This is a genomic window from Actinomycetota bacterium, from assembly GCA_040757835.1.
GTDB lineage: Bacteria > Actinomycetota > Geothermincolia > Geothermincolales > RBG-13-55-18 > SURF-21.
In genome coordinates, this window is record JBFLWJ010000012.1 from 1 (window position 1) to 23252 (window position 23252).

The 23252-nt window shown below is 62.2% G+C and carries 25 protein-coding genes and 1 pseudogene; 10 read left to right on the forward strand and 16 right to left on the reverse strand.

Translation table 11 applies throughout. From position 1 onward, the window contains the following. Positions 1-91 precede the first annotated feature (91 nt). Positions 92-214: a nucleotidyltransferase domain-containing protein gene (locus AB1384_10275; GenBank protein ID MEW6554658.1), complete on the forward strand. Its 123-nt coding sequence runs from the start codon at positions 92-94 to the stop codon at positions 212-214. Between the two features lie 144 nt (positions 215-358). Further along, positions 359-679: pseudogene (locus tag AB1384_10280) on the forward strand (DUF86 domain-containing protein). Between the two features lie 25 nt (positions 680-704). Here AB1384_10280 and AB1384_10285 read toward each other — a convergent pair. Both AB1384_10285 and AB1384_10290 read right to left on the reverse strand, forming a co-directional pair. Continuing rightward, positions 705-1049 (reverse strand): DUF86 domain-containing protein, encoded by a 345-nt coding sequence (locus AB1384_10285; GenBank protein MEW6554659.1) that lies wholly within the window; start codon positions 1047-1049, stop codon positions 705-707. Then, positions 1046-1339 (reverse strand): nucleotidyltransferase family protein, encoded by a 294-nt coding sequence (locus tag AB1384_10290; protein MEW6554660.1) that lies wholly within the window; start codon positions 1337-1339, stop codon positions 1046-1048. Before AB1384_10290 ends, AB1384_10285 begins: the two co-directional genes overlap by 4 nt. Before the next feature lie 207 nt (positions 1340-1546). On the opposite strand from AB1384_10290, the gene AB1384_10295 reads away from it, so the two are divergent. The 5 genes from AB1384_10295 to AB1384_10315 all read left to right on the forward strand — a co-directional run bounded on the left by AB1384_10295 (position 1547) and on the right by AB1384_10315 (position 4991). Further along, the gene (locus AB1384_10295; GenBank protein ID MEW6554661.1) at positions 1547-1840 is read left to right on the forward strand and encodes an AbrB/MazE/SpoVT family DNA-binding domain-containing protein; all 294 of its coding nucleotides are present in this window, start codon (positions 1547-1549) and stop codon (positions 1838-1840) included. Next, a complete protein-coding gene (locus tag AB1384_10300) occupies positions 1837-2229 on the forward strand; it encodes a type II toxin-antitoxin system VapC family toxin (protein ID MEW6554662.1) in 393 nt (130 codons plus the stop codon). Before AB1384_10295 ends, AB1384_10300 begins: the two co-directional genes overlap by 4 nt. Before the next feature lie 295 nt (positions 2230-2524). Continuing rightward, on the forward strand, positions 2525-3367 hold the full coding sequence (locus tag AB1384_10305) for a pirin family protein (GenBank protein MEW6554663.1): 843 nt from the start codon (positions 2525-2527) through the stop codon (positions 3365-3367). A gap of 217 nt (positions 3368-3584) precedes the next feature. Continuing rightward, positions 3585-4499: a hypothetical protein gene (locus AB1384_10310; protein MEW6554664.1), complete on the forward strand. Its 915-nt coding sequence runs from the start codon at positions 3585-3587 to the stop codon at positions 4497-4499. A 9-nt stretch (positions 4500-4508) separates the two neighbouring features. Further along, positions 4509-4991 carry a peroxiredoxin family protein gene (locus AB1384_10315; protein MEW6554665.1) on the forward strand — a complete coding sequence of 161 codons (483 nt, stop codon included), beginning with the start codon at positions 4509-4511 and terminating at the stop codon, positions 4989-4991. Between the two features lie 132 nt (positions 4992-5123). Here AB1384_10315 and AB1384_10320 read toward each other — a convergent pair whose 3' ends face one another. After that, a complete protein-coding gene (locus AB1384_10320; protein ID MEW6554666.1) occupies positions 5124-6221 on the reverse strand; it encodes a hypothetical protein in 1098 nt (365 codons plus the stop codon). Between the two features lie 350 nt (positions 6222-6571). Here AB1384_10320 and AB1384_10325 point away from each other — a divergent pair, with 350 nt between their 5' ends. Further along, complete coding sequence (locus tag AB1384_10325; protein MEW6554667.1) at positions 6572-7657, forward strand: hypothetical protein; 1086 nt, start codon at positions 6572-6574, stop codon at positions 7655-7657. Positions 7658-7719: 62 nt separating this feature from the next. Here AB1384_10325 and AB1384_10330 read toward each other — a convergent pair whose 3' ends face one another. From AB1384_10330 to AB1384_10385, 12 genes are all read right to left on the reverse strand, one after another. Then, the gene (locus AB1384_10330) at positions 7720-8901 is read right to left on the reverse strand and encodes a lipid-transfer protein (GenBank protein ID MEW6554668.1); all 1182 of its coding nucleotides are present in this window, start codon (positions 8899-8901) and stop codon (positions 7720-7722) included. A gap of 199 nt (positions 8902-9100) precedes the next feature. Beyond that, positions 9101-9664, reverse strand: coding sequence for an SCP2 sterol-binding domain-containing protein (locus AB1384_10335; GenBank protein ID MEW6554669.1), 564 nt, complete (start codon positions 9662-9664; stop codon positions 9101-9103). A gap of 200 nt (positions 9665-9864) precedes the next feature. Beyond that, the gene (locus AB1384_10340) at positions 9865-11001 is read right to left on the reverse strand and encodes an RnfABCDGE type electron transport complex subunit D (GenBank protein MEW6554670.1); all 1137 of its coding nucleotides are present in this window, start codon (positions 10999-11001) and stop codon (positions 9865-9867) included. Beyond that, positions 11001-11687, reverse strand: coding sequence for a hypothetical protein (locus tag AB1384_10345; protein ID MEW6554671.1), 687 nt, complete (start codon positions 11685-11687; stop codon positions 11001-11003). The genes AB1384_10340 and AB1384_10345 overlap by 1 nt, the downstream gene beginning before the upstream one ends. Positions 11688-11893: 206 nt before the next feature. Next, positions 11894-13300 (reverse strand): SEC-C domain-containing protein, encoded by a 1407-nt coding sequence (locus AB1384_10350; GenBank protein ID MEW6554672.1) that lies wholly within the window; start codon positions 13298-13300, stop codon positions 11894-11896. Between the two features lie 180 nt (positions 13301-13480). Beyond that, positions 13481-14581 (reverse strand): hypothetical protein, encoded by a 1101-nt coding sequence (locus AB1384_10355; protein MEW6554673.1) that lies wholly within the window; start codon positions 14579-14581, stop codon positions 13481-13483. 195 nt (positions 14582-14776) lie between these two features. Continuing rightward, the gene (locus AB1384_10360; protein ID MEW6554674.1) at positions 14777-15214 is read right to left on the reverse strand and encodes a peptidylprolyl isomerase; all 438 of its coding nucleotides are present in this window, start codon (positions 15212-15214) and stop codon (positions 14777-14779) included. Between the two features lie 147 nt (positions 15215-15361). Then, positions 15362-15859 (reverse strand): C-GCAxxG-C-C family protein, encoded by a 498-nt coding sequence (locus tag AB1384_10365; GenBank protein ID MEW6554675.1) that lies wholly within the window; start codon positions 15857-15859, stop codon positions 15362-15364. 2 nt (positions 15860-15861) lie between these two features. Further along, complete coding sequence (locus AB1384_10370; protein MEW6554676.1) at positions 15862-16380, reverse strand: hypothetical protein; 519 nt, start codon at positions 16378-16380, stop codon at positions 15862-15864. 68 nt (positions 16381-16448) lie between these two features. Further along, positions 16449-17570: a glycoside hydrolase family 3 N-terminal domain-containing protein gene (locus tag AB1384_10375; GenBank protein ID MEW6554677.1), complete on the reverse strand. Its 1122-nt coding sequence runs from the start codon at positions 17568-17570 to the stop codon at positions 16449-16451. 6 nt (positions 17571-17576) lie between these two features. Further along, positions 17577-19022 (reverse strand): radical SAM protein, encoded by a 1446-nt coding sequence (locus tag AB1384_10380; protein MEW6554678.1) that lies wholly within the window; start codon positions 19020-19022, stop codon positions 17577-17579. A 112-nt stretch (positions 19023-19134) separates the two neighbouring features. Further along, positions 19135-19806 (reverse strand): GNAT family N-acetyltransferase, encoded by a 672-nt coding sequence (locus AB1384_10385; protein ID MEW6554679.1) that lies wholly within the window; start codon positions 19804-19806, stop codon positions 19135-19137. 176 nt (positions 19807-19982) lie between these two features. On the opposite strand from AB1384_10385, the gene AB1384_10390 reads away from it, so the two are divergent. Next, positions 19983-20993, forward strand: a complete 1011-nt coding sequence (locus AB1384_10390; GenBank protein ID MEW6554680.1) for a glycosyltransferase family 2 protein — start codon at positions 19983-19985, stop codon at positions 20991-20993. On the opposite strand, the gene AB1384_10395 is transcribed toward AB1384_10390, so the two are convergent. Beyond that, positions 20990-21658, reverse strand: coding sequence for a GNAT family N-acetyltransferase (locus AB1384_10395; protein MEW6554681.1), 669 nt, complete (start codon positions 21656-21658; stop codon positions 20990-20992). The genes AB1384_10390 and AB1384_10395 overlap by 4 nt on opposite strands. A gap of 225 nt (positions 21659-21883) precedes the next feature. Here AB1384_10395 and AB1384_10400 point away from each other — a divergent pair, with 225 nt between their 5' ends. Beyond that, a complete protein-coding gene (locus AB1384_10400) occupies positions 21884-23224 on the forward strand; it encodes an acetyl-CoA hydrolase/transferase C-terminal domain-containing protein (protein MEW6554682.1) in 1341 nt (446 codons plus the stop codon). Positions 23225-23252: the final 28 nt, after the last annotated feature.

Sequence of the window (23252 nt, forward strand, 5' to 3'; positions counted from 1 at the left end):
TCGACGGAAACGTTATCGAGAAAGTAGAGAAGGAGGTGAAGGAGCTCATACCGGCAGCCGTTTAGGCTGCCACCAAGAGAGGGATGGTCCGATGGAGCTTAATACACCACTTGACGGGGCTTGGCCGTCAGGGGTCAAGAAGATCGCCCTATTCGGCTCTTTCGCCAGATGCCAGGAAGGTCCTGAAAGTGACATAGATATTCTCGTAGTTTAAAAATAGTGTAAGCCTCCTGGGTCTTGCAAGACTAGAGAGGGAGTTATCAGATAGGCTGTCCTCGCATGTTGATTTGCTTACACCCGCTTCTATCAGCCCATACATAATGGAGAATATTAGGGATGAGATGGAGGTTATCTACGAGTGAGCAAGGATGAAACCGTTTATATAAGGCATGTTTTGGATGCCATCGCCAGGATAGAGCGCTATCTGGCTGGAATAAGCTACGAACAGTTCGATGAGGATACATTGATTCAAGACGGTGTCATACGTCAGTTAGAGATTATTGGAGAAGCGTCCAAGAGGATATCAAATAACACCAAGGCCAGCCATGAAGATATTCCTTAGAAGGATATTACGGGGATGCGGGATAAATTGATCCACGACTACCTTGGGACTGACATAAGGGCGGTCTGGGACACGGCAAGAGATGATATTCCTAAACTTAAGAGAAATCTAATGTGAAGCCCCGGGGCGGCTGGTAATCTGGTTAGCTTTCCTTGTCCATTATCTCTTGTATTTGGTCTTTCAACGGGGGTATGTCCTCATGTAGAGTCTGCCAAACCGTATCAATATCAACTCCATGGTATTCATGAATCAGTTTGTCTCTCATTCCGGTCATCTTCCTCCACGGAACCTGTGGATATTGTGCTCTGATCCCTTCAGGAATCTTCCGCGAAGCTTCTCCCATCACCTCGATACTTCTCAGAACAGCATTAATCGTCTTCTTATCGGCGGCAAAATCGCCCAATGACATCCCTTCAACGAAGTCGCTGATCTCATCTATGGAATCAAGGATATCTTGCAGGTAATCAGCAATATTTCTATCCCTCATACTGCTACCAGCTCGCTTAGGATGTTCTTGCCGATATTGGGCTTTAATGCTTTTCTGGAAACAAGGTCTACTTTTAATCCAAGAATATCCGAAAGGTGGTCTTCAAGATCTATAAACCTGAAGAAACCGATCGGCTCCGAGAATTCTACAAGGATATCGATATCGCTCTCTTCAGCTTGCTCGCCTCTTGCAAACGAACCGAATATCCCGATCTCCTTCACTTTATATTCTTGTTCTAGAAATGGCTTATGCTCCAGCAATTTCGCCTTAATTGACTCTATGCTTTCCATCGCTATCTCCATGCGTTTCTATACTGACCATATGAAGAATTATAGCTTATGCAGATGACCTTTACTCCATTCGGCCATAGGTGGGATGGATAACAATAGCTGGCAATACGATGCATTGAGATGGTATCAAGCTCTTGCTACCGACAGTTGATAGTATTACTATAGATATATAGTAATACTATTCTATATTAGAAAGGATATATTCAAATGTATTACTCTACCATGAGCAAGAGAGCGCGATCCAATTCGCGGGTCACCCAGAAGGGCCAGGTTACCATTCCAAAAGAAATAAGAGACAGCCTGGGGATCAAAGAAGGAAGTGTTCTACATTTCTTCGCGGATGGAGAAAGGGTCGTCGGGGTGAAGATCAATGATGATCTCGAGAGCGTATACGGAGCAGTGGAGCACAAGAAGGGGCCAATAGATTTCGGGGAATTGAGGAAACGGACGAAGGGAGCGGTAGCAAAACGGGTGGTAAAAGACCTTGAGGAGACCAAATGAAACTCGTCGATGCGAACGTGCTCCTGAGATATCTGACGAAAGACGATAAGGCAAGGGCAGAAAGGTGTAGGGATCTACTGGTTGCATCCGGTGAAGAGCTCCTGATAACGGACCTTGCTTTGGCTGAGGTGGTGTGGGTTCTGGAGAGTCAGTATGATATGACGCCAGAAGATATTTTCAAGGTCGTGTCGCCTATTGTCTCCGCACCACAATTAACCATTATAGACAGGGATATCCTCCTTGATGCCCTCTACCTGTATAAGGCTAATGACGTTGACTTCATTGATGCTTACCACGCAGCTCTCGGTAATTGGATAGCAGCAGAGCCGATCTATTCATACGATGAAAAAGACTTCCCGAAGCTTGGGTTCCCGAGGGAAGAGCCATGACGGGCAGCCAGCTATCCTCTTTCTGCAGAATCCTCAACAGCCAGGTCGTGTAGTACAGATGACCACAGGATAGACGCCCTTTCGGCCGCCCAAGGCTTTTCTGAGATTCCTTTAGTCTAGTTGATCATACCCTCTGGCAGCGGATACCCCTTGCAAGTGGACATGATGGTTCGGTAATCCACATCATTGTGTAAGCTGACCTGGTAACACATGCTGAGCTAGAGGGAAGAATGATCCCTGTAAAGGCAGCTCAGCAATGAAAGCCGGAGGCTCGTTGAATCGGGAGGTTAGCGCAATGGCCACCGTAAGAAGAATAGAGACAGTACTGGAGAGCAGGTACACCATGGAGGGCGCGGGGGTGCGGCTGCGCCGCGTCTTCGCCAACAGGGAGGCGCGCCTTATGGACCCCTTTCTGCTCCTGGACCATTTCGGCTCCGCCAACCCGGATGATTATCTCGCCGGCTTTCCCTGGCACCCCCACCGCGGCATCGAGACCATAACCTACATGCTCGAGGGCGAGGTGGAACACGGGGACAGCTTGGGCAACCGCGGCACCATCGGTTCGGGCGACATCCAGTGGATGACCGCAGGGAGCGGCATCATCCACCAGGAGATGCCCCAGAGGTACGAGGGCACCCTGCGGGGGCTGCAGCTGTGGGCCAATCTCCCCGCTGCGCAAAAGATGATGTCCCCCCGCTACCGGGACATCTCCGCTGCACAGGTGCCGGAGGTCGACCTGGGGGGCGCCCGCATTAAGGTGATCGCGGGTGAGATCCAGGGTACCCGTGGTGCCGTGGGCGATATCGTCATCGACCCCACCTATCTCGATGTGGATATGCCGCCGGACACCTCGCTGGACCTGCCGGTGAAAGAGGACCATAACGCCTTCGCCTTCGTCCTCGAGGGGGAGGGATTCTTCGGGGGTGCTCAGCCGGTGAGCGCAAACCACCTCGCTCTCTTCGTGGACGGCGACACGGTCTCCGTCTCCACCCGCTCAAACCCAGTGCGCTTAATCTTCGTCTCCGGAAAACCCCTGCGGGAGCCCATCGCCTGGGGTGGGCCCATCGTCATGAACACCGAGGAGGAGCTGGAGCAGGCCTTCCGAGAATACCGTGAGGGCACCTTTATCAAAAGCTGACCCGCTTACGCAGAGGGCTCCGGCTTTGCCTTGATGATGTAATGGTCGGGGCCGGAATCCCTGATCGATGCGACCATAAATCCCGCGTCCGCGATCAACCTGGATGCCGTATCCTCGTCGAAGCGGATACCCAGGGGCGCAGACCCTCGGTTGAGGCGTGGGCACAAACGACCGATACAACAGTGGATAAGTACGTGTTCAAGATAAAGAGGAGAGGATGGTGCTTTCTCTGAACACCCCCCGCTTGGTGGCGTTGACGGTGCTGGTTGCGGCCGTCGCCCTGCTGGTGCCCCTGGTGGCCGGCGGCTGCGGCTCGGAGACGCCCGCGCCGGAGCCGCAGGCCGAGCCGGTGGTCAAGAAGGTGGACCACGTCACCATTATGTGCGCAGACCCGGCGGCGCTGTTCAACACCTTCACCCAGACCCTGGGGCTGCCGGCGGCCTGGCCCCTCTCGTCCTACCCCGGCTTCACCACCGGCGGCACCTACGCCGGCAACGTGAATATCGAGACGCTGCGGTTCGGCGAGCCTGGGGACGCCTCGGGCGGTGCTCCGGATTTCACCTTCATCTACGGCATCGTCTTCGAGTCCTACCCCCTCGACCAGGTGATGGACGAGTTCCAGCAGCGCTGCGCGTACCCCGGCGAGCCCACCGACCAGATGCGCGAGATGAACGGGCAACAGGTGAAGGTATGGACCAACGTCACCCTCAACGCGCTGTGCACGGATGACTACATCGTCTATCTCTGCGAGTACACCGAACAGATGGAGCAGGCCCTGGCCGAGCGGGCCCAGGCCAGCCCCGTGCCCCTGGGCGGGATCGGCCTCGTGGGGGTGAAGGAGATCACCGTCCTCGGCACGCAGTCCGACCAGACGCTGGACCTGTGGGAGACGGTCTTCGCCCCCGTGACCGCGACCGATGACGGCGCCCTCGCCTTCGGGTCAGGCCCCGCCGTCATCATCACCGACGGAGACATGGACGTCATCGCGGGGCTGACGCTCGAAGTGGAGAACCTGCAGGTGGCCGAGGACTTCCTCGCAGTCAACGGCATGCTGGGCGAGGTGGGCGACGAGGAGATAAGCATCGACCCCGCCGCAGTGCAGGGGTTGGACATAAGACTCGTCGAGAAGTAGGGTTATGGTATGTCCAGAGAGAACAAGGTCCTGAGCGTAGGCGACAGGGCCCCCGATTTCGAGCTTCCGGAAGCGGTTACGGGCAAGCCGGTGAAGCTGGCCGACCTGCTGGGGCAGCCCCTGATGATCTACTTCGGCCGGGGCACCTGGTGACCGCACTGCCGTGAGTATGTGGGCCACATACGCGACATGTACCAGGAACTGGAGAAGTGCAACACCAGGGTGGTGGTGATCCTGGCGCAGAAGCGGGAGCCCATCAGGGAATACGTGGAGGCGCACGACTTCCCCTACCCCTTCCTGGCTGACACAAGGCGCCAGGTGGTCAAGGACTACGGGGTCTATGTACGGGCGAACTTCGAGTCGGTGCACATCGCGCGGCCGGCCCTCTTCATCCTCGACGCGGAAGGCATCATCAGGTACAACCATATCGCCAGCATCCAGACGGAGTACCCCAAGGACGCGGACATCTTCGCCGTCCTCAACACCCTCTAAGCGGTACGGGCCGGGGTTAGCCCCAGCGTGCCTCCGCCGCCCCCAACGCCAGCGGGGAGAAGAACGAGGGCCCCCTTTCCGGGGGGCCCCTCACTATCTCCGCGGGATGATGCGCAGCTTACATCCGGTTCTCTATTTCTTCGGGGTGACCTGGATCTGCAGGTCCCCTTCCTGCGAGAGCTCCCACTCCACCTCGGAGTCGACGCCGCGGGCCAGCTCGAAGATGCCCTGCATCAGGCCCACCATCATCAGGTAGCAGTCGGCGTTCTCTATGCGCATGCGCAGCCCCTCCGGGCCCAGCTCCAGCTCGCGCAGATTGCCCATGCCCTTGAGAGCAAGCTCGGCGCGGAAAGCGTCGAAGTCGCGCACCTCGTCTACGGAGTAGAAACCGCTCTTGACGAAGCGCCGCTGTGATTCCACCACCGCGCGGGGGATGGCGTCGCCCAGTTCCTCTTCCAGTTCCTTGAAGAGGGGGTCCATCACGTACGGACCGACTCCGACCATGCGCCTCCCCTTGCGGGTATCGGTGATGGTGCCCTGATCGTCGTCCCACTTGTATGCGGCCAGAGCCCTGGGCAGCCCGCAGGTCGAGCACGGCTCGAGCACGATGTCCCCTTCCCGGTAGTCGTATGCGTGCGCCTCCAGTCTCTCGCCGCTCTCTATCGCATGCTCTCCCACGCTGATCTTGATGTCGTAGGTGTTTGCGCCTGTCTCCTGGTAATCGGCCCTGAAAGGCAGCCCCGTCACCGCCTCGGTGGCTCCGGTGAAGACGCCCACCACCGGCGCTATCGAATAAGGGTTCTCTATACGCAGGGTAACGAAGTCGCCGGCGTGGGCTTCCAGGCTGAGCTCGGCGCCCGTGTCGTAACGGAGGCCGACCTGCTCGCATCTGCCGTATCCGGAGACCTCGGCGGTGGCCAGGAGGACGGCGATGATCGGCTCCAGCGCCAGCGACCCGTCCCGTACCGCCTCCTGGATCTGTGGCGGCAGTATCCCGCGCACGTAACGCCCTCCCCCCTTGCGCGTGCTCTCGACGATGAGGTTGTCTATGGGGATGCCGATGATCTCCGCGATCCCGGCGTAAAGCGGCCCCAGGTTCGCCGACTCTATGAAGCCCGTGCGCTGCATGATATTGCCGCGCTGTACCACCACGCCGCTGTTGAGCCACTGGCGCTCGACGGCTATCTGCTCCGGCACCCCGCATTCCTCGCACCGCTTGAAAGTGGCCATCTCTTCAATACCCTCCATTTTTTCTTGTCCATCCGGCGCTAAGCACTCTCTCAAGAATAGAAATCGACATCAGCGCGGAAAGGCTTAATAAGTTGAGGTGCCCGCGGGATGATCGCGTGCAACGCTTCAAGCAAGCACTTACCGCACTTTTTTGTACACTGCAAGCAAGGCATGTATGGATACGGCTGGATAAAGTGCACCTTTACCCAATTAACGCTAAAGTCCGCCGACCAGATATCGATAGAAAAGTATACTCGGCTGAAGGCTGCATCAGCTGAAATATGAAGGCGCGAAAGCCTGCTCTCGCGCGAACGGCGTGGGGCGGCAAGCACGAGAAGCGAGGTGGCGACATGGCAGAACACATGCTTTGCCCCGAGTGCGGGGTGCCAGGGGACTTCAACCGGGAGCACGCGTGGCTGGACAACGGGGACCTGGTACAGTCCAGGGACCACGGCCACCGCCTCACCTTCTTCGAGAGCGACAACCTCGACCCCCTCTTCGCGGGCATCAGCTATATCATCGGCATGTCCATCGAGCCCATCATAATCGAGACCGTGCGCAGGAACCTGCGCCCTTACCTCAAGCGTTTCGTGACCGATGATGTGCGCGAGAGGATCCGCGCAAAAAAACTGGACCCCATGGATATAGACCGCGGGTTCATGTCCCTCGCCAACCAGAACGGGTACGGCCGCTACGAGGTGGTGGAATCCCGCTTCGAGGACGACCCCGACGACTATTTCACCGTGAGCATCACCGAGCCGTTCTCCCTTCCCATCTGCGCGGGAACCCACTGCGGTGCCATGGAGGCCATCCTGGGGCACGACCACGCCGTCACTTATACCAAGTCGGGACCGCAGACCTACAACATCGTTGCCTACCCCTACCAGCAGCCCCGCGCCTTCGTGGGACGGCTGCCCGCTATCCGCTACGAGCCTGCCGCGGGAGACCTGGTGCTGGAGCGTTGCCCCTCCTGCGGGTGCCCCAGGGCACTGTCGGAGTGCGAGTGGCACCTGGAGCGCGGGGTGGTCATGAACCGACGCCTGGGCCGGCGCATGGCCATGATCGGGCAGATGGAACTCGACCCTATCTTCGTGGAGCTGGAGAATGAACTGGGAGACACCATCCCCCAGACCGTGGTCGAGGCCCAGCGCCGCTTCTCGAAGACCGGCTTCTATTCCATCCGGGACATAAAGGACGCGGGCCGGTTCCGCACCGCCCTGGCCATGCGCGGCCTGGGCAACCTGCGCGAGCTGAAAATAAACCGGCGCGGCCTGCACATGCTGGTGGAGAACGCGGCCCTGCCCCTGATGGTGGTGGGAATGATGCAGGGCATCTTCGAGATGGCCTTCGACCTCGATACCGACGTGGAATGGGAGATGTCCCGGGGCAGCCTGCGCATGGAACTCATCCCCCGCACCGTCGCCATCTCGGCCTGATATAATGCGGGTCCCCCGGGCCGCAGGTCAGCCTGTGGCCCGGTTTCTAATGCCTCACGCGATCAGTTCCTGCCGTACATGGTAACGACCACGCATCCGCCTAGGCCGATGTTGTGCTGCAGGCCGATCCTGGCCCCCTCCACCTGGCGCACTCCTGCCTCCCCGCGCAGCTGCCACACCAGCTCGGCACACTGGGCGAGCCCCGTCGCCCCCAGGGGATGCCCCTTGGAGAGCAGGCCGCCGGAGGGGTTGGTCACGTACTTCCCGCCGTAGGTGTTGTCGCCGTCCTCGATGAACTTCTCCGCCGTACCCTCGGGTGTGAGCCCCAGCCCCTCATAGGTGATGAGCTCGTTGGCGGTGAAGCAGTCGTGCAGCTCGATAACGTCCACGTCCTCGGGCCCGATGCCGGAGGCCTCGTAGACCTCTTTGGCGGCGGCGGCGGTCATGTCGTAGCCCACGATGCGCATGGGGCTGTTGCCCTCGAAGGTGCTGGAGAAGTCGGTGAGCATGGACTGGGCGATTATATATACGGGGCTGGCGATGTTGTGCCTGGCAGCGAACTCGTCCGAGCATACCACCGCCGCGGCTGCGCCGCAGGTCGGCGGGCAGCATTGCAGGCGGGTCAGGGGCGGAGCCTGCGGGGGCGAGGCCAGCACCTCCTCCACCGTCAGCTGGTCGCGGAAGATCGCCCGCTCGTTGTGCTGCGCGTGCTTGCGCGCCTTCACCGAGATCTTGGCGAAGGTCTCGGTCTTGGTACCGTACTTCTCCTGGTGCTCCAGGCCCGCGCCGCCGAAGAGCTGTGCCGCGGGGGCCGCGCCCGGCACGGGTGGGGTGAAGTTCCACAGCTTCTCGAAGAAGGTGAACATGGGGATGGGGCGGTCACTGAAGACGATGCCCAAGGCTCCCGGCGACATCTGCTCGAATCCCACGGCCAGCGCGCACTCCACCACACCGGTGGCCACGGCCTGGCGGGCCAGGAAGAGGGCGTTGGAGCCCGTGGAGCAGTTGTTGTTGACGTTGAAGACCGGGATGCCGGTCATGCCCAGGTCGTAGAGGACCTTCTGGCCGGCGCAGCTGTCGGCATAGACCCAGCCCGCATAGGCGTGCTCGATCTCCGAGTAGTCCACGCCTGAATCGGCCAGGGCGTCCTTCACCGCCTCCTGCCCCATCTCGGTGTAAGGCCGTAGGGCTTTAGGGGAAGTGAACTTGGTCATCCCGACGCCGGCTACGTTTGCTCTCCTCATCTCGCCCTCCCCTTCGCTCGCGATCCAAATGGGCGCTCCCGTATAAAAGCCCCCGGCTGGATCTTGATTACTCGCATTCCCCATGCACTGTGACTATGTCACCTTGTGGCACGCTTGGTGTCAGCCCTTCAGCGTGACGCTCAGCTCCGCCGGACGCGGCACGGGTCGGGGTCGACCCTCCAGTATGCCACGGCCACCCTCAGAGCTCGTATTCCTCGCGGATGAAGGAAACCCAGGGCTTGAAGGCCTCGACTTCCTCGGCGTCCATCTCGTCCAGGAAGATGGTGTTGATGGTGGCCACCAGCTCCACCAGGCGCACCGCGGCCTTGTTGTAGCGCACGATGGTGGGGAGGTTCCCCTTGAGCTTGATCTTCCCCTGCATCAGGCCCTTGACCACGTCCAGCTCGCCGGTCATCACCTGCTTCCAGCGGTCGTAGCTGGCGGTGAGGACGTAGTCCCCGTTCTCCCCCGCATCCGTGGGCACCAGCCGCACTCCCCTGCAGTCCCCATGCCAGAGGTCGATGAGCAGGAACATGTCCTCTTCCAGGCCCACGGCGGGGTCGGCGGTGATGTGGATGACCACTCCGCCCTCCCACCCCTGGGCGAGCTTCCTGTATTCCGCATCGTTCTGGATCAGGGATTCGTAGGTGGCGATCCAGGAGGGCGTGCCCAGGATGTAAGGTTCCCTCTCGGAATCCAGCAGGTCCTGCATGAGAGTGGTGAACGAATCCTCCCACTCCTTGGTCCCATAGGTGTAAGTCATGTTACCCCCTTCCAATGCAATCCTCCACAACAGCCCGCATGCGAGCACGATTATAGCAAAGGGGGAAACGGCTTGCTGACAAAACCGGGCGTTGTATGGTTTCGCTCCGGCCGAGGGGTCACGCCCGGAAATCGGCCCGACCGAGCGGCCGAGGGGTCACGCCCGGAAATCGGCCGTTAAGAGGCCGGGAGCGAAGAGGCCTAGACCCAGTTGGGCTTGCTGCGGGGCAAGGCCTCCAGTTGGGGCTTCTTCGGCAGACGGTTGAAGAGGCGCCAGCGCGATTCGCCAAAGCGCGGTCGCGCCACGTAGCGGTCGATGGCCAGGGTAAAGAGGTTCCAGTTGAGGATGGCGACCGCCACCGCCTCGGCATGAAAGCCCACCACGCGCAGGAAAGCGACGGTCAGCCCGATGCCCGCGGCGTAGATCCAGACGCCCCGGTTGGCCATGGGGCTGGTAACCCAGTCGGTGGCCATGAAGAAGGCTCCCAGGAAGACAGCGCCGCTCAGCAGCTGGTACAGGGGGGAGTTCCATGCTGCCAGGTTGAAGAGGGTGAAGGCGGCGATGATGCCCACGGGGATGCGCCAGTTGATAGTCCCACGCAAGATCAGATAGAGGCCGCCGAGCAGCAGCGCCAGGACCGAGACCTCACCGATGGAGCCGGCCTTCAGCCCCAGGAATAGCGAGAGCGTGCTCGGCCTGCCCCCGGAGGTGAACCAGGTGGCGCCCACCGGAGTGGCGCCAGCCACGGCGTCCCCCACCTTGCCGGCGTGCAGCAGCGAGAGGGGAGTGGCGGCGTTTACCGCGTCCAGCCTCAACCCCCCCAGGGTCTGGTAGGCCACGCTGCCCGCGGCGCGGTCGATGACGCTGGTGGTCACCGGGGTGAAGAACCCCACCTGTTTCCAGAAGAAGGGCCGTACGTATTTAGCGGTGTAGAGGGAGAGTGGCGTGAACATGAGGATGACCCTGGCGAGCAAGGCCGGGTTGAAGACGTTGTTGCCCAGGCCGCCGAAGAGTTCCTTGGCCACCGCCACGGCGATGAAGGCGCCGATGGCCACCACCCACAGGGGCGTGGTGGGCGGGAGCAGGAACGCGAAGAGCAGGCCGGTCACCACGGCGCTGAGGTCGTAGAGGGTGACCTTGCGGCGCATGATCACGCGCACGAAGAACTCGGAGAGCACGGCGACGACGATGCTCACGGTTACGATATAGACGACGTTCATTCCGAAGACCAGCACTCCTACGGCCAGTGCCGGTATAAGGGCGATGAGCACGTCCAGCATGCCGCGGGGGATTGATCCTCCTGCCCGGTGCAGATGCGGAGGCGCCGCCGCCTCCATCAATCTTCCTCCCCGCGGCGTCGCGCGAATGTGCCCAGTCCCAGGACGGTCATCCCGAACATCGCCAGGGGCGCGAAAATAAAGAGCAGGTTGAACGCCTCGTCCTCTTCGTCTTCGTCCTCCTCCTCATCATCCCCAGGCGGCGGATTCGTACCCGGGTCGGGGGCGGGTGACGGCTCGGTTATGACATCGGGAGGCGGGGTCGTGCCGGGGTCCGGAGCGGGTGACGGCTCGGTTATGACATCGGGAGGCGGGGTCGTGCCGGGATCCGGAGCGGGTGACGGCTCGGTTATCACGTCCGGCGGCGGGGTCGTGCCGGGGTCGGGAACGGGCGAAGGTTCGGTTATCACGTCCGGCGGCGGGGTCGTGCCCGAATCCGGGACAGGCGAAGCTCCGGTAGTGGAATCCGGGGAGGTATAGGTCCCGGTCCCGTCAGCTAGAGGTGATGCCGCTGTCGTCACGTCCGCGCCCTCTTCTCCGGGGACACCACCGTTGGGCGTAGCCGAAGTGACGGCGTCGCTGTTGGCGTCCCAACCTTCCACGGGAGACGCCGACGCGGTGGCGTCAGTGGTCTCACCCGCGGGCTTATGATAGCGCCCTCCGAAAGCGAAACCGAAGGTTACCGCGACGATGATCACATAGACCAGTAGGCCCGCTAAGAATCTCGCGTTTGTAAACCTCTTCACGCTACTTCCCCTACTCCGCTCATGTACTACTGTTTTACTTTCGTCATCTTCCGCCATTTTCAGAATGACAACCGTCAACCTCCATATGTTTCAGATCACTCCTTTCTGGGAAACGGAAAATGTTTGGGGTTGGAAGATTACATCCTCCAAAGGAGCGCCCGTAGCATGGCGAGCACTTCGAGGTTGCCACTTGCGTTCGCCTGGGTTCAGGCGCCCCAGTCGGGGCCGGTCTCCCTCTCCGCTCCGCGCTCCAGTAGCATCTCGCGCATCTCCAGCAGCCTCGGCTGGCAGCAGTTCCTGAACTTCTTGCCGCTTCCGCAGGTGCAGGGCTCGTCCTTTTTCGCTCGCAGGCGCTCCTCCACCTCGGAGAGGTCGGGCAGGTCGCCCAGCATGGCCTCCCTCAGGGCGTCCTCGCGCGCCAGGGTTAGGGTGCGGCGCTTCGCCGCGATGTGCGGGGGCGGGTAGAGGTCCAGCAGGTCCCGCACGTCCTCGGCGAGGACGTTCGCCAGCAGCGACCCCGCCTTGGTGCGGTCGCGCTTCTTCAGGTATTGCATGGTCAGGAAGATGGTGCGGGTGTCCAGGTAGGCCCGCTGCTCCTCCAGCGCCGCGTCAACGGCGGCGTAGCCCTCACGCAGCGACGACGAGAGGATGGCGGAGACGAGGAAGGTGAAGACGTCGCGGTGGAAATCGTCCTCGGTACCTAGGCGGCCGAGCTCCTCCATGAGGAACTGCAGGTTCCCCGCCTGCTGCTGCAGCATCCCCAGCACCTCGATGGCCGCCAGCCTGGTCTCACCCTTGTCGGGGTTGATGACCAGCCTGCGCAGCGCATCGGATACCTGCTCGGGATAGGCCGATCCCAGCTTGGCCAGGGCCAGCACCGTCTCGTGCAGCGGCAGGCTGACACAGCGGTCCAGCCCCGCGAGGAGGACCGGCAGGGCCGCTATGGGCCTGGTCTCCCCCAGTATGCGCAGCAGGAACACGAAGCCGGCCGGGATATCGCTGGGCCTGGCCTCTTCCAGCAGCTCCTGGAGCGTGTAGATGATCACCGGCGTAGTCTGGGGGCTCCTCTCGAGGGTGAGCTCCAGGACCGCCGGGTCCAGGCTGGCCTCGCTGGCCAGTACTTCCTCCACCAGCAGGTGCTTGAGCAGGTGCTCGCCGCCGCCGTAGATATACGTGAAGGCGGAGTAAGGGTCCCTGTCCGCCTGCTCGATGCGCTCGAGGCGTTCCGTGAAGACCTCGTCCAGCCCCGCGATGAAGTCCTCACCGGTGATCTCTTCCCGGCGGTCAGCCTTGGCCCTGATAAGCGCGGTGTAGCCGTCGGCCTCGAGTTCGTCGCCGCGCTGCAATGCGTAGGTCATGCACATATGGAAGAAAAAAGGGTGCCCGGGGTGGAGGTCCGCCTGCTCCCGTACCTCCTTTTCCGCCTCCTCCAGGGTAATCTCGCCAGCGGCGAACCTGCCGATGCAGGCGGAAACGAGGGCAAAGGAGTCCAGGAGCGAGCTGGGCAACGCGGCCTCGAGCTCCTGCGTGTATTCGGTGATGGATGTCTCCCCCGCCTTGAGGTCCTCCAACATCTCGGAGAAATGATCGCTCCCCCGCTCATCGTCCATCATGCCGTGACCCCCGGTGCCGATCGGATATGATGTGCCGGCCCCCGCCCTTAATGCCTGGCGCCGGACGCCCCGCGTTTAGCATATCGGAAAAAGGGGGGAAAGGGGTAGCGCGGCCCGGGATGTGATCCTGTCCCGCCGCGGTGGCCGCCAGGCCGGCGTGAGTGCCCGGCGTCCCCGCGCTCAGGCGGTCGCTTCCTTCTCGATCTCGAAGGTGAAGTCGAGGGGCGTGACTTCCACTTCCAGCTCTCCGCTGTCTTTGAGTTCCCACTCCAGGTGGGTGTCCACGTTGAAGGCGTACTCATAAAGGCCCTGCACCAGGCCGACCACGATTAGGTGCAGGAACGAGTTCTCGATACGGACGGACAGCCCCCGCTCGTTGGACCTGAGCTTGAGGATGTTGCCCAGGCCGCGCACGGCCAGTTGCTCCTTCATGCCGCGGGTCCCCAGGCCCTCGATATCGTAGAAGCCGGTGCGCACGAAGCGGCGCTGGGCCTCGATGACCGCACGGGGGATGATATCGCCCAGCTCGCTCTCCAGCTCGGTGAAGATGGTGTCCAGCTCCATGCCGGTGAGCACCATGCGCCGGCCGGTGGTGCGGTTGACGATGATCCCCCGGTCAATATGCCAGGCGTAGTCGGAGAGCGCCACGGGCGCCCCGCAGGTCTTGCACCTCTCGAAGTGGACGTCTCCCTGCTTGATCTCGACCTCCTTGAAGCGCAGCCTGCCCCGCAGCTCCTCGGGATGGCTGGCCACGAAGGCCCTGATCTCGTATAGGTCCTTCTCGACTTCCTTATACTCCACACCGAGGTCGCACCCGAAGAGGATCTCGAAGGCGGCGACCATGTCACCGCATGCCAGGGGCACGCTGTAGGGTTCCCTGATGGTCTCGATTATGAAGTCGTCCACGTCCTGCTCGTGCCGGTAGTCCACCACCTGGTACTTGCCGTAGCCGGACATGCCGGCCGTGGCCCGGAAGGCGTCGTTCACCGGCTGCCAGTCTATCTCCCGGCGGCGCAGCATCTCCTTGGTCATTTCGGGCATGAGGCTCCCCAGGTAGGCCCGCACCGCCTTGCGCTTGGCGGCCGTCACCACGTGCTCGATGGGCATGCCAATTATCTTCTCGATGCCGCGGAAGAGGGGGTCTAGGTTCTCGCACTCCATGAAGATCATGCGGTTCCTGCTGTTACGGCTCTGCAGTATGGCGCCGCCGTTCATCCAGGTGTGTTCAGACGAAATGTGCAGAGGAACCAGGCATTCCCTGCAAACCTCGAGTCCCGCCATCTGCGTGTCCTCCTCCAGCCGGCCAGAATGCGCGCCTGGTAGATATCACCTATGCTTCTGCATCGGCGGGTGGGGAGGAAAGTTGAAAACAAAGCAAAGTGCACATGTATTCTTTTTACCGCGGGTAAATACCGCTTTCGTTCGCGGCGGCAATGGGTTGTGCGCCGCGGTGCTGGGCGACTGCTCGGCTGAGGTCTATGCGCTTCCTTCCCGTACCTCCCTGATGGTCACCTGGAAACGCAGGTTCATCCCCGCCAGGGGATGGTTCATGTCGATCTCGACGCTCTCATCGTCCATGCCGATGATGAGGAAGTTGATGACCTGTCCGCCCTCAGTGCGCCCGGTGTAGGAGGTGCCTACCTCCAGGGCGGGGCCTTCCGCGAAACTCTCCCGGGGAACCTGCTGCACCAGCTCGGGGTCCCTCAGGCCGTAGGCGTCCTCCGGCCTTACCGTGACCTCCTTGCTCTCCCCGGGCTCCATGCCCTCCAGTTCCCTCTCCAGACCGGGGATGATACTCCCCTCGCCAAAGACGAACCCCAGGGGCTGGCCCTCTGTGCTGCTGTCGATCATCAGGCCGTCCTCGTCATATAGACGGTAGTCGAAGAAGACGTTCATGTTCGGGCCTACCTTCATCACGGTCCCCTTTCGTCCCGACTCGGCACGTATAAGACAAAAGGCCCAGGCTTAAGGCTTGGGCCGCTTCTTGGACAGCTTCTCTACAAACCTAAAAATTACCTGCACCCACTATAGCACATCGAGGCAGGCCGTCTCGCACCGCGGTCACTGGCGCCTGGCCTCCATGATCAGACGGCCGGCGATGCGCACCGCCGCCGCCACCGGCACTCCGCATCTCTCGGCGGCGCCGGCCGCGGCGAACTCCTGTATCTGCTGCGGGTCGGTGAGGTTGAAGCTGCGCCCGAAGAGGCGCTCCTGGACCCCAGCGCAGGAGCAGCTGCCCAGCTCCTCTTCGAAGCTGCGGCAGAAGCGGCTTGCCAGCTGCAGTGTGAGCATGAGGGCTTGCGTGTCCTCGGGCCTGTCGCGTCCGAAGGCCAACCCCAGGGCCATCACCGGGCCTATCACCGCCCCGCAGGTATCGCCGCGCAAGGCCACACCGGGCATGGCGGTGGCCGCCTTGAGGGTCTCGGCGCTTTCCAGGCCGAATTCATCCTGCAGGGCCTTGAGGGAGCTCTGGGCGCAGCTGCCGTAGGCCATCAGGTGTTCCAAGGCCCGTCGCTCGAGGCGGTCCAGGACCTCCCTTTCGGATGCTTCCTCTCCCATGCTCAGTCCCCCAGCTCGACGCGGAAGCGGCAGACGGGGTCCCCTTTGGTGAGCAGCTTCGAGAAGCCCTCGGTCTTGAAGCGGGGGTTGAGCTCCTCCGCCATGCCTTGAAGCGACGCCCCCAGCATGACCTCGCACAGGTCCGGCTCCTTGGACCAGATGCGAGCCACCGGGCAGGTCTTCAGCTCCTTCTCGAAGGCCTGCGGGGTGTTCTCGACATAGCCGTCCCAGAAATTGCCGAAGGTGTCGTCGATCTTGTCGTGCAGCCTGGGCAGGCCGAGGCAGTCCACGAAGTCCTCGGGCCTGGCGCCGGAGAGGGCCATCCACAGGGCCGCGCCCTTCTTGCCGTCCTGGTAGTACTTCTCCCTCAGCCTTTCCACGAAAGCGTCCCCGCCCACTTCCTTGCCTATGCGGTAGAGGGTGACCACCTGGCGGGCCAGTGCTTCCGTCCAGTTGCGATAGCGCTTGCCCATCTCCTCCTCGCTGACGGGGTAGTCCTCGTATTCCGGTACGTCCGCCATCTTCAACACCTGCCTTCCTGTCGGGTTTTCACGCCGCCCCCTTTGCCGTCACTCCCATTATGGAAAGATCACGGGGATAGCTCTTCCTTGAGTTGCAATATCCCGCTCACGCGCCGGTCTATCTCATCCTCGGAGATGGTGCCGGACCGTACCGCGGCGGCGAGGGCGGTGAAGGCCGCCTGCGCGTCCCCCGCCTCGTGGCCGGCGACGAGCAGGACGTCCACCCCTGCCTGGGCCGCCCGGGTCACCGTCCCCTCGAGTCCGTATGCCTGTTTGAGCACCGCGGTTGCGAGGTCATCGCTGACCACCAGGTAATCGCCGCCGAGGTTGGTCCTGAGATAGGAGATACACGTGGGTGAGAGGGTGAAGGGCAGCTCAGGGTCGATGTCTTCGTAGATCACGTTGGCGGTCATGACGAACTCCGGGCCTGCCTCCGCCGCCGCCTGGAACTGGGTGATCACGGGCAGTCCCGGCAACACCGCGAGCCTCTCGTTCTCGGGGTCGTAGGTAATACCACCGTAGCCGGGGAAGTGCTTGGCGGAAGAGAAGACGCCGCCGTCGCGCTGGCCTGAGATCACGCTGGCTCCCAGCTCGCCCACCTGCCGTGTGCTGCCGGGGAAGGTGCGGCCGTAACGGGTGAGGAAGTCCCCCGGCTGGCCCATGTCCAGCACGGGTGCCAGGTTGAGGTTTATGCCCAGGCCGGATAGGCCGCGGCCCCGCGCCAGGGCGAGGTCGTAGGCCTGCGCGGCGCTTTCGACCTGTCCCTGAGGCGTGCCGTCACCCAGCCAGCCGATGCGGACGACCTCACCGCCCTCCTGGTCCACGGCGATGAAGAGGGGTAACCCGCTGTCGGCGCGGGCCAAGCCCTGCAGGTCTTGTATGAGTCGCTCGAGCTGGGCCTCACCCTCGATGTTCCTGCCGAAGAGGATCACCCCGCCTGGGTGGACGGCAGTGAAGAGCTGCTGCAGCTCCGGGGTCACCGCGGTGCCCTCGAAGCCGACCAGGAAGAGCTGGCCAACCTTCTGCTCCAGGGTGAGGCCGCGCAGGGGATCGCTGTCGCCGTTGCCGTCGCCGTCCTGTTGGGAGCGTGCGCAACCAGCGGCGGTAAGGACCAGCGCCATGAGAAGTACGGCCACGACAGCCGCCCTGCTCTTTCCGCTCCGCCGCTTTTTCCTGTCCGGGGAAATCATGGCGGGTCACTCCTTTATCCGCGCCAGGTATTCGGACTCCCAGATGAGGCTGGAGATCTCACGCATCTCTCGTCCATACCGCAATAGGTTATCGTAGAGTCCGTCACCGGAAAAGCACAGACCGCTGGACTCGTCCTGTGGTTCAGGCCCGTGCTCATCGATCATGGCCCTGAATGCCTGGTGGTGATCGCGTGCCGGGCAGGGGGCAAGCCAGTTCCCGGTTGAACGGGTTCCATCGCTGCCGTAGCGGTACTCGCGCTGCCAAGCCCGGATGGCCCGGAAGAACGGGGCCTCCCAGATGTCGTTCAACGTCCCGCCCCGCTCATATATATCCAGGATGTTTCCGCCCGAGTATGGTGCGAATACGCAGGGCATTACCTTGCCGTTCCAGTCGACGTGCATATATCCGCGCTCTCGTCCCGCCGCGATGCAACCATGGACCATGGTGCCGTGATTCCAGAAGTCGAAGAGGAATACCTTGCGGGTTTCCACGATCTTCCAGGAACGCCGCCACAGCCGCAAGCGCTGGGCGGGGGTCGGCATCCTGCCCGGATCACAGTTCCTGCCCATCGGCATGTATTGGAAGAGGAAACCATAGAAGGCGCCCAGTTCATCAAAGAAGAGATCGACGAACGGGTCCGAGAGCAGCTCCTCACTGTTGTCGTGGGTGGCAGTGACGGAGATGCCTGTCGGGACTCCCGCTTCCGCCAACAGGCGCATGGCCTCGATGATGCCGTCGAAGATACCCGTACCGCGCGCAGCGTCCGTGCGCTCCCGCAGGCCTTCCACCGATAAGGCCGGTGTGAGGTTGCCGGTCCTCCCGAGGCGGCGCGCCGTGGCGGCGTCGATGAGGGTGCCGTTGGTGAACGTCAGGAATAGCAAGTCGGTGTGTTTCTCGGCCAGGTCGATGATGTTCTTGCCCTCGGAACGGTAGGCAAGGGGTTCGCCCCCCGAGATAACCACCAGGTTAATCCCCCATAATCCCTTCGCCTCCGTCAATATGCGGTCCAGAATCGGCCATGGAAGGCTGGCGTTACTGCCATCCGATGCCGAATAGCATCCCGGGCAGCGCAGGTTGCATGCGCGTCCCGGGCTGATGGCGATGAACCATGGAGGATCGCAGCCGCGCTCCTCCCGGAATCGCATCACCGCTGGCCTAGCCTCCGCTGGAGCGGTGAGCGCACGGCCCCATAGCTCCGCGATCACCCGCAGCAGGTGCGGCGAGATGGCTTTTCTGGCGATGAGCCGGTCCACCGTGTCCAGGATGGCCAATGCGGTCAGTAGGTGTTCTTCGTTTATCCTGACGTTAGCGGAAGGGTCGGCGTCCCGCCCTCGCAGGTAAGACTTAAGCCAGCGTTCGGCGCCGTGGAAGAGGAGGGGCCGCAGGCGGTCTGAGCGCAATAACCACACCAGCAGGTCCAGCACGGGATCGCCAGCCCTGCCGTTGAGCAATCTTGCCGCCGCATCTCGCGCATCGATGGTAAGTGCCGTCCTTTCGGATTAAGGTCGTCCAGGGTCCCTGCTGTCATTATTGACGGTGAAGGCGGCAAAGAAACCCGGCCACTCAGCCGAAGGCGGGGTTCTGCCAGAACAGGTGATAGACCTTCACCGTCCCCAGGTCATTTACACACAGGGTATCGAAGCCGAGGTTCTCGTAGAAGGCCCGGTTCTTCTCGCTCGCCGTGTTCAGGTAGACGCCCGAGACCGCCGCGTCATCCTCCCCTCTGGCCTGAGCCGCGCGGATGAGCGTGCCCCCCACTCCCCTGCCCTGGCAGCCGGGGTGCACCCCCAGCATCTCGACGGTGAAATAGGGCCTGGTAAGTCCATCGGGGTGTCTCGTCGCTGCCATGATGCGCAGGGAGCGCACGGGCCGGCAGGCCATATGGGGCAGGATGCTGAAGAGGTTCTGGATGATAAGGACTGCTATGCGGCGCTTGGATATGACCTTGCGGGGATCTCTCAATATGATCACGCCCTGGATGTCTTTATCCGACCGCGCCGCCAGGACGGGGCGGCCGGCCTCGAGGAACATCCGCATTAAAACGCCGTAGATGAGTCCCATGCGCCGCAGGGTCGAGGGCCGGCTCGTGTCCAGGTGATAGTTGGCTGTCTCCTCGCTCTTGAAGGCCTCGACGAGCGTAGAGGCCGCCCGTTCGACCATCACGGGCTCCAGCGCGACGACCTCGAACTCCGGGGCCGTTCCCCCATAGACCATATTGCCCTCAGCACCGGCCATATCCCCACCTCTCCTTAGCGCCTTCGCGGTTTCCCATTCTATCATTATTTCACTTCCGGCGGCGGTGGCGGCGGCGCTCAGCTGTGGGGAAGCGGGCGGTATGCCGGCGCGGGAGCCCGGTCCCCGATGTGGGTGATAGAATATGTCGCTGAGGGACGATCACGGAGGGCAGAGGTTTGGCCTACGACATATCGGTGGTGACGCTGAACTACAACACCCGCGACCTGCTTGAGGCGTGCCTTACCTCGCTGCGGGAGCACGGCGGCGGCCTCAGGCTCGAGCTGATCGTGGTGGACAACGCCTCGGGCGACGGCTCGGCGCAGATGGTGAGAGAGCGGTTCCCGGAAGTGCGGCTGGTGGAGAGCGCCGTGAACGTCGGCTGCGCGGCCGGCGACAACCTGGGGATCGAACTCGCCAGCGCCCCTTACGTGCTCATCTTCGACGCGGACACGGCGGCCAGGCCGGGCGCGATAAAGACCATGCTGGAGTATATGGAAGGCCGCCCAGACGTGGGCATGGTGGGCCCCAGGCTGGTCAGCGAGGACGGCACGTACCAGCAGAGCTGCCACTACTTCACCGTCTTTAGGGCCCGCTACGCCCTGCTGCTCTTTCTCACCCTCATCGGCAGCCGGGGCTGGGGGCGATTCGGGCTCTACACCGATCCGTCGCGGGACGGCAGCCGGGAAGCCGAGGTCGACTGGGTCTATACCGCCTGCGCCCTCATCCGCCGGGAAGTCTTCGACACCGTGGGCCTGCTGGACGAGTACCTCTTCTTTGGCGGAGACGATCTGGACCTCTGCTACCGGGCCGCGAAGGCGGGCTGGAAGACCGTATACCTGCCTCAGGCGGAGATCATCCATCACGGCAGCCGGTCCAGCGTGCAGGTATTCGGCGACTTGCACGGCCTGGAGAGGGCGAGGACGCGCGCGGCTGCCCTCGATCATTTCCAGAGGAAGCATTTCAGCGCCGCCCACTCCTATGCCATGCGCGGCATGCTGGCCCTGGGGTCTCTCGCCATCTCCCTCCTGCTGCGGACCCGGCTCCTCTTCGTTCCCGCCGACCGTGAAACGGCCATGCGGGCGGAGCGTACCTGGTACGCCGCCAGGGCTTACCTCTCCAGCATGTTCGCGGGGAGTTCGCGGCCGGGGATCCAGGCCGTGGACCGGGACGCCAAGCTTTCGCGCTAGCCCCGGCTCCGCTGGAAGGTGGGGTTCGTCCAGAACATGTGGTAGACCTTGACCGGTCCCAGGTCGTCGATGCGCAGGGTATGGTAGCCGTGGCTCTCGTAGAAACCCTGGTTCTTGGCGCTCCCCGTGTTCAGGTACATCCCCGAGATCGCGGCTTCGGCCTTGATCCTGGCTTGTGCTTCGCGCATGAGGGCGCTCCCAACCCCCTGCCCGTGATAATCGGGGTGGACCCCCAGGGCCTCGAAGGTGAAGTACGGCCTGGTGAGGCTCTTGGGCGGTTGCGCGGTTGCCTCAACCCGTAATGCGCGCAGGGGACGGGGCGCGAAGAGGGCCGCGAGCGGCACCAGGTTGCGCAGGACGAGGGACGCCACGCGCCGCCTGGACAGGGGTATGCGCGGGTCGCGCAGGATGCCCACGCCGACCACTTCCACGCCTTTCATCGCCGCCAGGAGAGGGCGGCCAGACTCCAGGTAGAGCTGGAGGTATATGCCGTCGAGGGTGCCCATGCGGCGCAGGGCCCCCTGCCGCGACGTATCGATCTCGTAAGAGGTCGCCTCCTCGTTCTTGAAGGCCTCCACCAGCACGGCTACCGCCCGCTCCGCGAGTTCCGGCGTGATACGCACGATCTCGATCCCTGCGCCTGTTTCCAGGGTGTTTTCCGCCACGGCGTTACCTCTCTTCTCGGTCCGGCAGCTTCACATTCTATCATCATTCACACGTGGCCGCGCTCCGCCCCGCCTGCTCACTCCTCCCCGGCACGACCACCAACGGAGCACCGTCTCGCAAGTAAGTGTATGTGTACGGGAATAATGATCAGTGTGTGATGATGGATTTGACGAACGGGCAGGCAGAACCAACATGGTCCGCCCGTTGAGGCAAGGAGGAAGAAGATGAGCGGCAAGTGGCAGGACATGTACAAGGCCAAACTGACCACGCCCGAGGACGTGGCGGCACAGGTAAAAAGCGGGGAGCACATCTTCGCGAGCGGCGCTTCATCCACCCCCGTGGCCATCCTGGAGGCCATCTTCGACCGCGCCGTGGCCGGGGAGTTCGAGGGCGTGCAGCTGGGCAGCTTTATCATGCTGGCAAACGTCTTCAAGGTGCTGCAGCCGGAGCTGCAGAAGAACCTGCTCATCGACAACTACTACGCGTCGCCCCTGGACCGCAAGGCCCTGGCGGACGGGCTGATGACCCACACCCCCTACCATTTCCACCGCGTCACCAGGCAGGCGGTGGACGATTCGGGCTACCGTAAGCTCATGGTTCAGGCCGGTCCCATGGACGATCACGGCTACCTGAACCTGGGACTCTTCGCCAACTACCTGGACGTGGTGGACGAGCTCGACGCCGTCTACGTGGAGGTGAACCAGGAGCAGCCCATCGTGCACGGGCCCAACTGGCTGCACATCTCCGAGGTGGACAAGGTGGTGGAGAACAGCCATCCCGTCTTCGCGCTCCCTCCCGACCCCATCACGGACAAGGACCATGCCATCGCCGAGAACATCATCGACCTCATCGATGACGGCTCCACCGTGCAGCTGGGGATCGGCGGCACCACCAACGCCATCGGCGAGCTGCTGGTGCGGAAGAAGCGCCTGGGGTGCCACACCGAGATGATGGGCGACGCCTACATGAAGCTCTTCGAGGCCGGCGCCCTGGACAATACCGCCAAGAGCTTCCACCCACACCAGATGCTGTGCCACTTCGGCCTGGGCTCGCAGGAGCTCTACGACTGGATGAACGACAACCCCATGATCTACCTCTCCCCCATCAGCTATAACAACGACCCGTGGATAGTCGGGCGCAACAACGACCTCGTCTCCATCAACACCACCCTGGAGATAGACATCACCGGCCAGTGCGCCTCCGAGTCCTTCGGCCCCATCCAGTACACGGCCACGGGCGGTCAGGTCGACTTCACCCGCGGCGCCTGGCTCTCGCGGGGGGGCAAGGCTTTCATCGTCACCCATTCCGCCGTCGAGGACAAGGAGGGGAACCTGGTCTCCAAGATCGTGCCCCAACTGCTGCCGGGAGCGGTGGTCACCCTTACCCGCACCGACGTCATGTACGTGGCCACGGAGTACGGGGTGGTGAACCTGCGCGGCAAGAGCCTGCGGCAGCGCGCGCAGGCGCTGATCAGCATCGCACACCCCGATTTCCGGCGGGAGCTCGCCGACTACGCCAGGGAAGTGAAGTATTTCATCCTGCCGGAGCACGATCCCCTGTCCTGAATGGGGCCGTATCTTCACTCTTCACTAT

What these genes read in the sequence shown, in the direction of transcription:
- AB1384_10370 (MEW6554676.1), bottom strand. Translation starts at nt 16,380, where the DNA reads ATGGCGGACGTACCGGAATACGAGGACTACCCCGTCAGCGAGGAGGAG.
- AB1384_10285 (MEW6554659.1), bottom strand. Translation starts at nt 1,049, where the DNA reads ATGAGGGATAGAAATATTGCTGATTACCTGCAAGATATCCTTGATTCC.
- AB1384_10360 (MEW6554674.1), bottom strand. Translation starts at nt 15,214, where the DNA reads ATGAAGGTAGGCCCGAACATGAACGTCTTCTTCGACTACCGTCTATAT.
- AB1384_10340 (MEW6554670.1), bottom strand. Translation starts at nt 11,001, where the DNA reads ATGGAGGCGGCGGCGCCTCCGCATCTGCACCGGGCAGGAGGATCAATC.
- AB1384_10325 (MEW6554667.1), top strand. Translation starts at nt 6,572, where the DNA reads ATGGCAGAACACATGCTTTGCCCCGAGTGCGGGGTGCCAGGGGACTTC.
- AB1384_10400 (MEW6554682.1), top strand. Translation starts at nt 21,884, where the DNA reads ATGAGCGGCAAGTGGCAGGACATGTACAAGGCCAAACTGACCACGCCC.
- AB1384_10365 (MEW6554675.1), bottom strand. Translation starts at nt 15,859, where the DNA reads ATGGGAGAGGAAGCATCCGAAAGGGAGGTCCTGGACCGCCTCGAGCGA.
- AB1384_10275 (MEW6554658.1), top strand. Translation starts at nt 92, where the DNA reads ATGGAGCTTAATACACCACTTGACGGGGCTTGGCCGTCAGGGGTCAAG.
- AB1384_10330 (MEW6554668.1), bottom strand. Translation starts at nt 8,901, where the DNA reads ATGAGGAGAGCAAACGTAGCCGGCGTCGGGATGACCAAGTTCACTTCC.
- AB1384_10295 (MEW6554661.1), top strand. Translation starts at nt 1,547, where the DNA reads ATGTATTACTCTACCATGAGCAAGAGAGCGCGATCCAATTCGCGGGTC.
- AB1384_10305 (MEW6554663.1), top strand. Translation starts at nt 2,525, where the DNA reads ATGGCCACCGTAAGAAGAATAGAGACAGTACTGGAGAGCAGGTACACC.
- AB1384_10300 (MEW6554662.1), top strand. Translation starts at nt 1,837, where the DNA reads ATGAAACTCGTCGATGCGAACGTGCTCCTGAGATATCTGACGAAAGAC.
- AB1384_10385 (MEW6554679.1), bottom strand. Translation starts at nt 19,806, where the DNA reads ATGGCCGGTGCTGAGGGCAATATGGTCTATGGGGGAACGGCCCCGGAG.
- AB1384_10350 (MEW6554672.1), bottom strand. Translation starts at nt 13,300, where the DNA reads ATGATGGACGATGAGCGGGGGAGCGATCATTTCTCCGAGATGTTGGAG.
- AB1384_10355 (MEW6554673.1), bottom strand. Translation starts at nt 14,581, where the DNA reads ATGGCGGGACTCGAGGTTTGCAGGGAATGCCTGGTTCCTCTGCACATT.
- AB1384_10290 (MEW6554660.1), bottom strand. Translation starts at nt 1,339, where the DNA reads ATGGAAAGCATAGAGTCAATTAAGGCGAAATTGCTGGAGCATAAGCCA.
- AB1384_10310 (MEW6554664.1), top strand. Translation starts at nt 3,585, where the DNA reads ATGGTGCTTTCTCTGAACACCCCCCGCTTGGTGGCGTTGACGGTGCTG.
- AB1384_10375 (MEW6554677.1), bottom strand. Translation starts at nt 17,570, where the DNA reads ATGATTTCCCCGGACAGGAAAAAGCGGCGGAGCGGAAAGAGCAGGGCG.
- AB1384_10335 (MEW6554669.1), bottom strand. Translation starts at nt 9,664, where the DNA reads ATGACTTACACCTATGGGACCAAGGAGTGGGAGGATTCGTTCACCACT.
- AB1384_10320 (MEW6554666.1), bottom strand. Translation starts at nt 6,221, where the DNA reads ATGGCCACTTTCAAGCGGTGCGAGGAATGCGGGGTGCCGGAGCAGATA.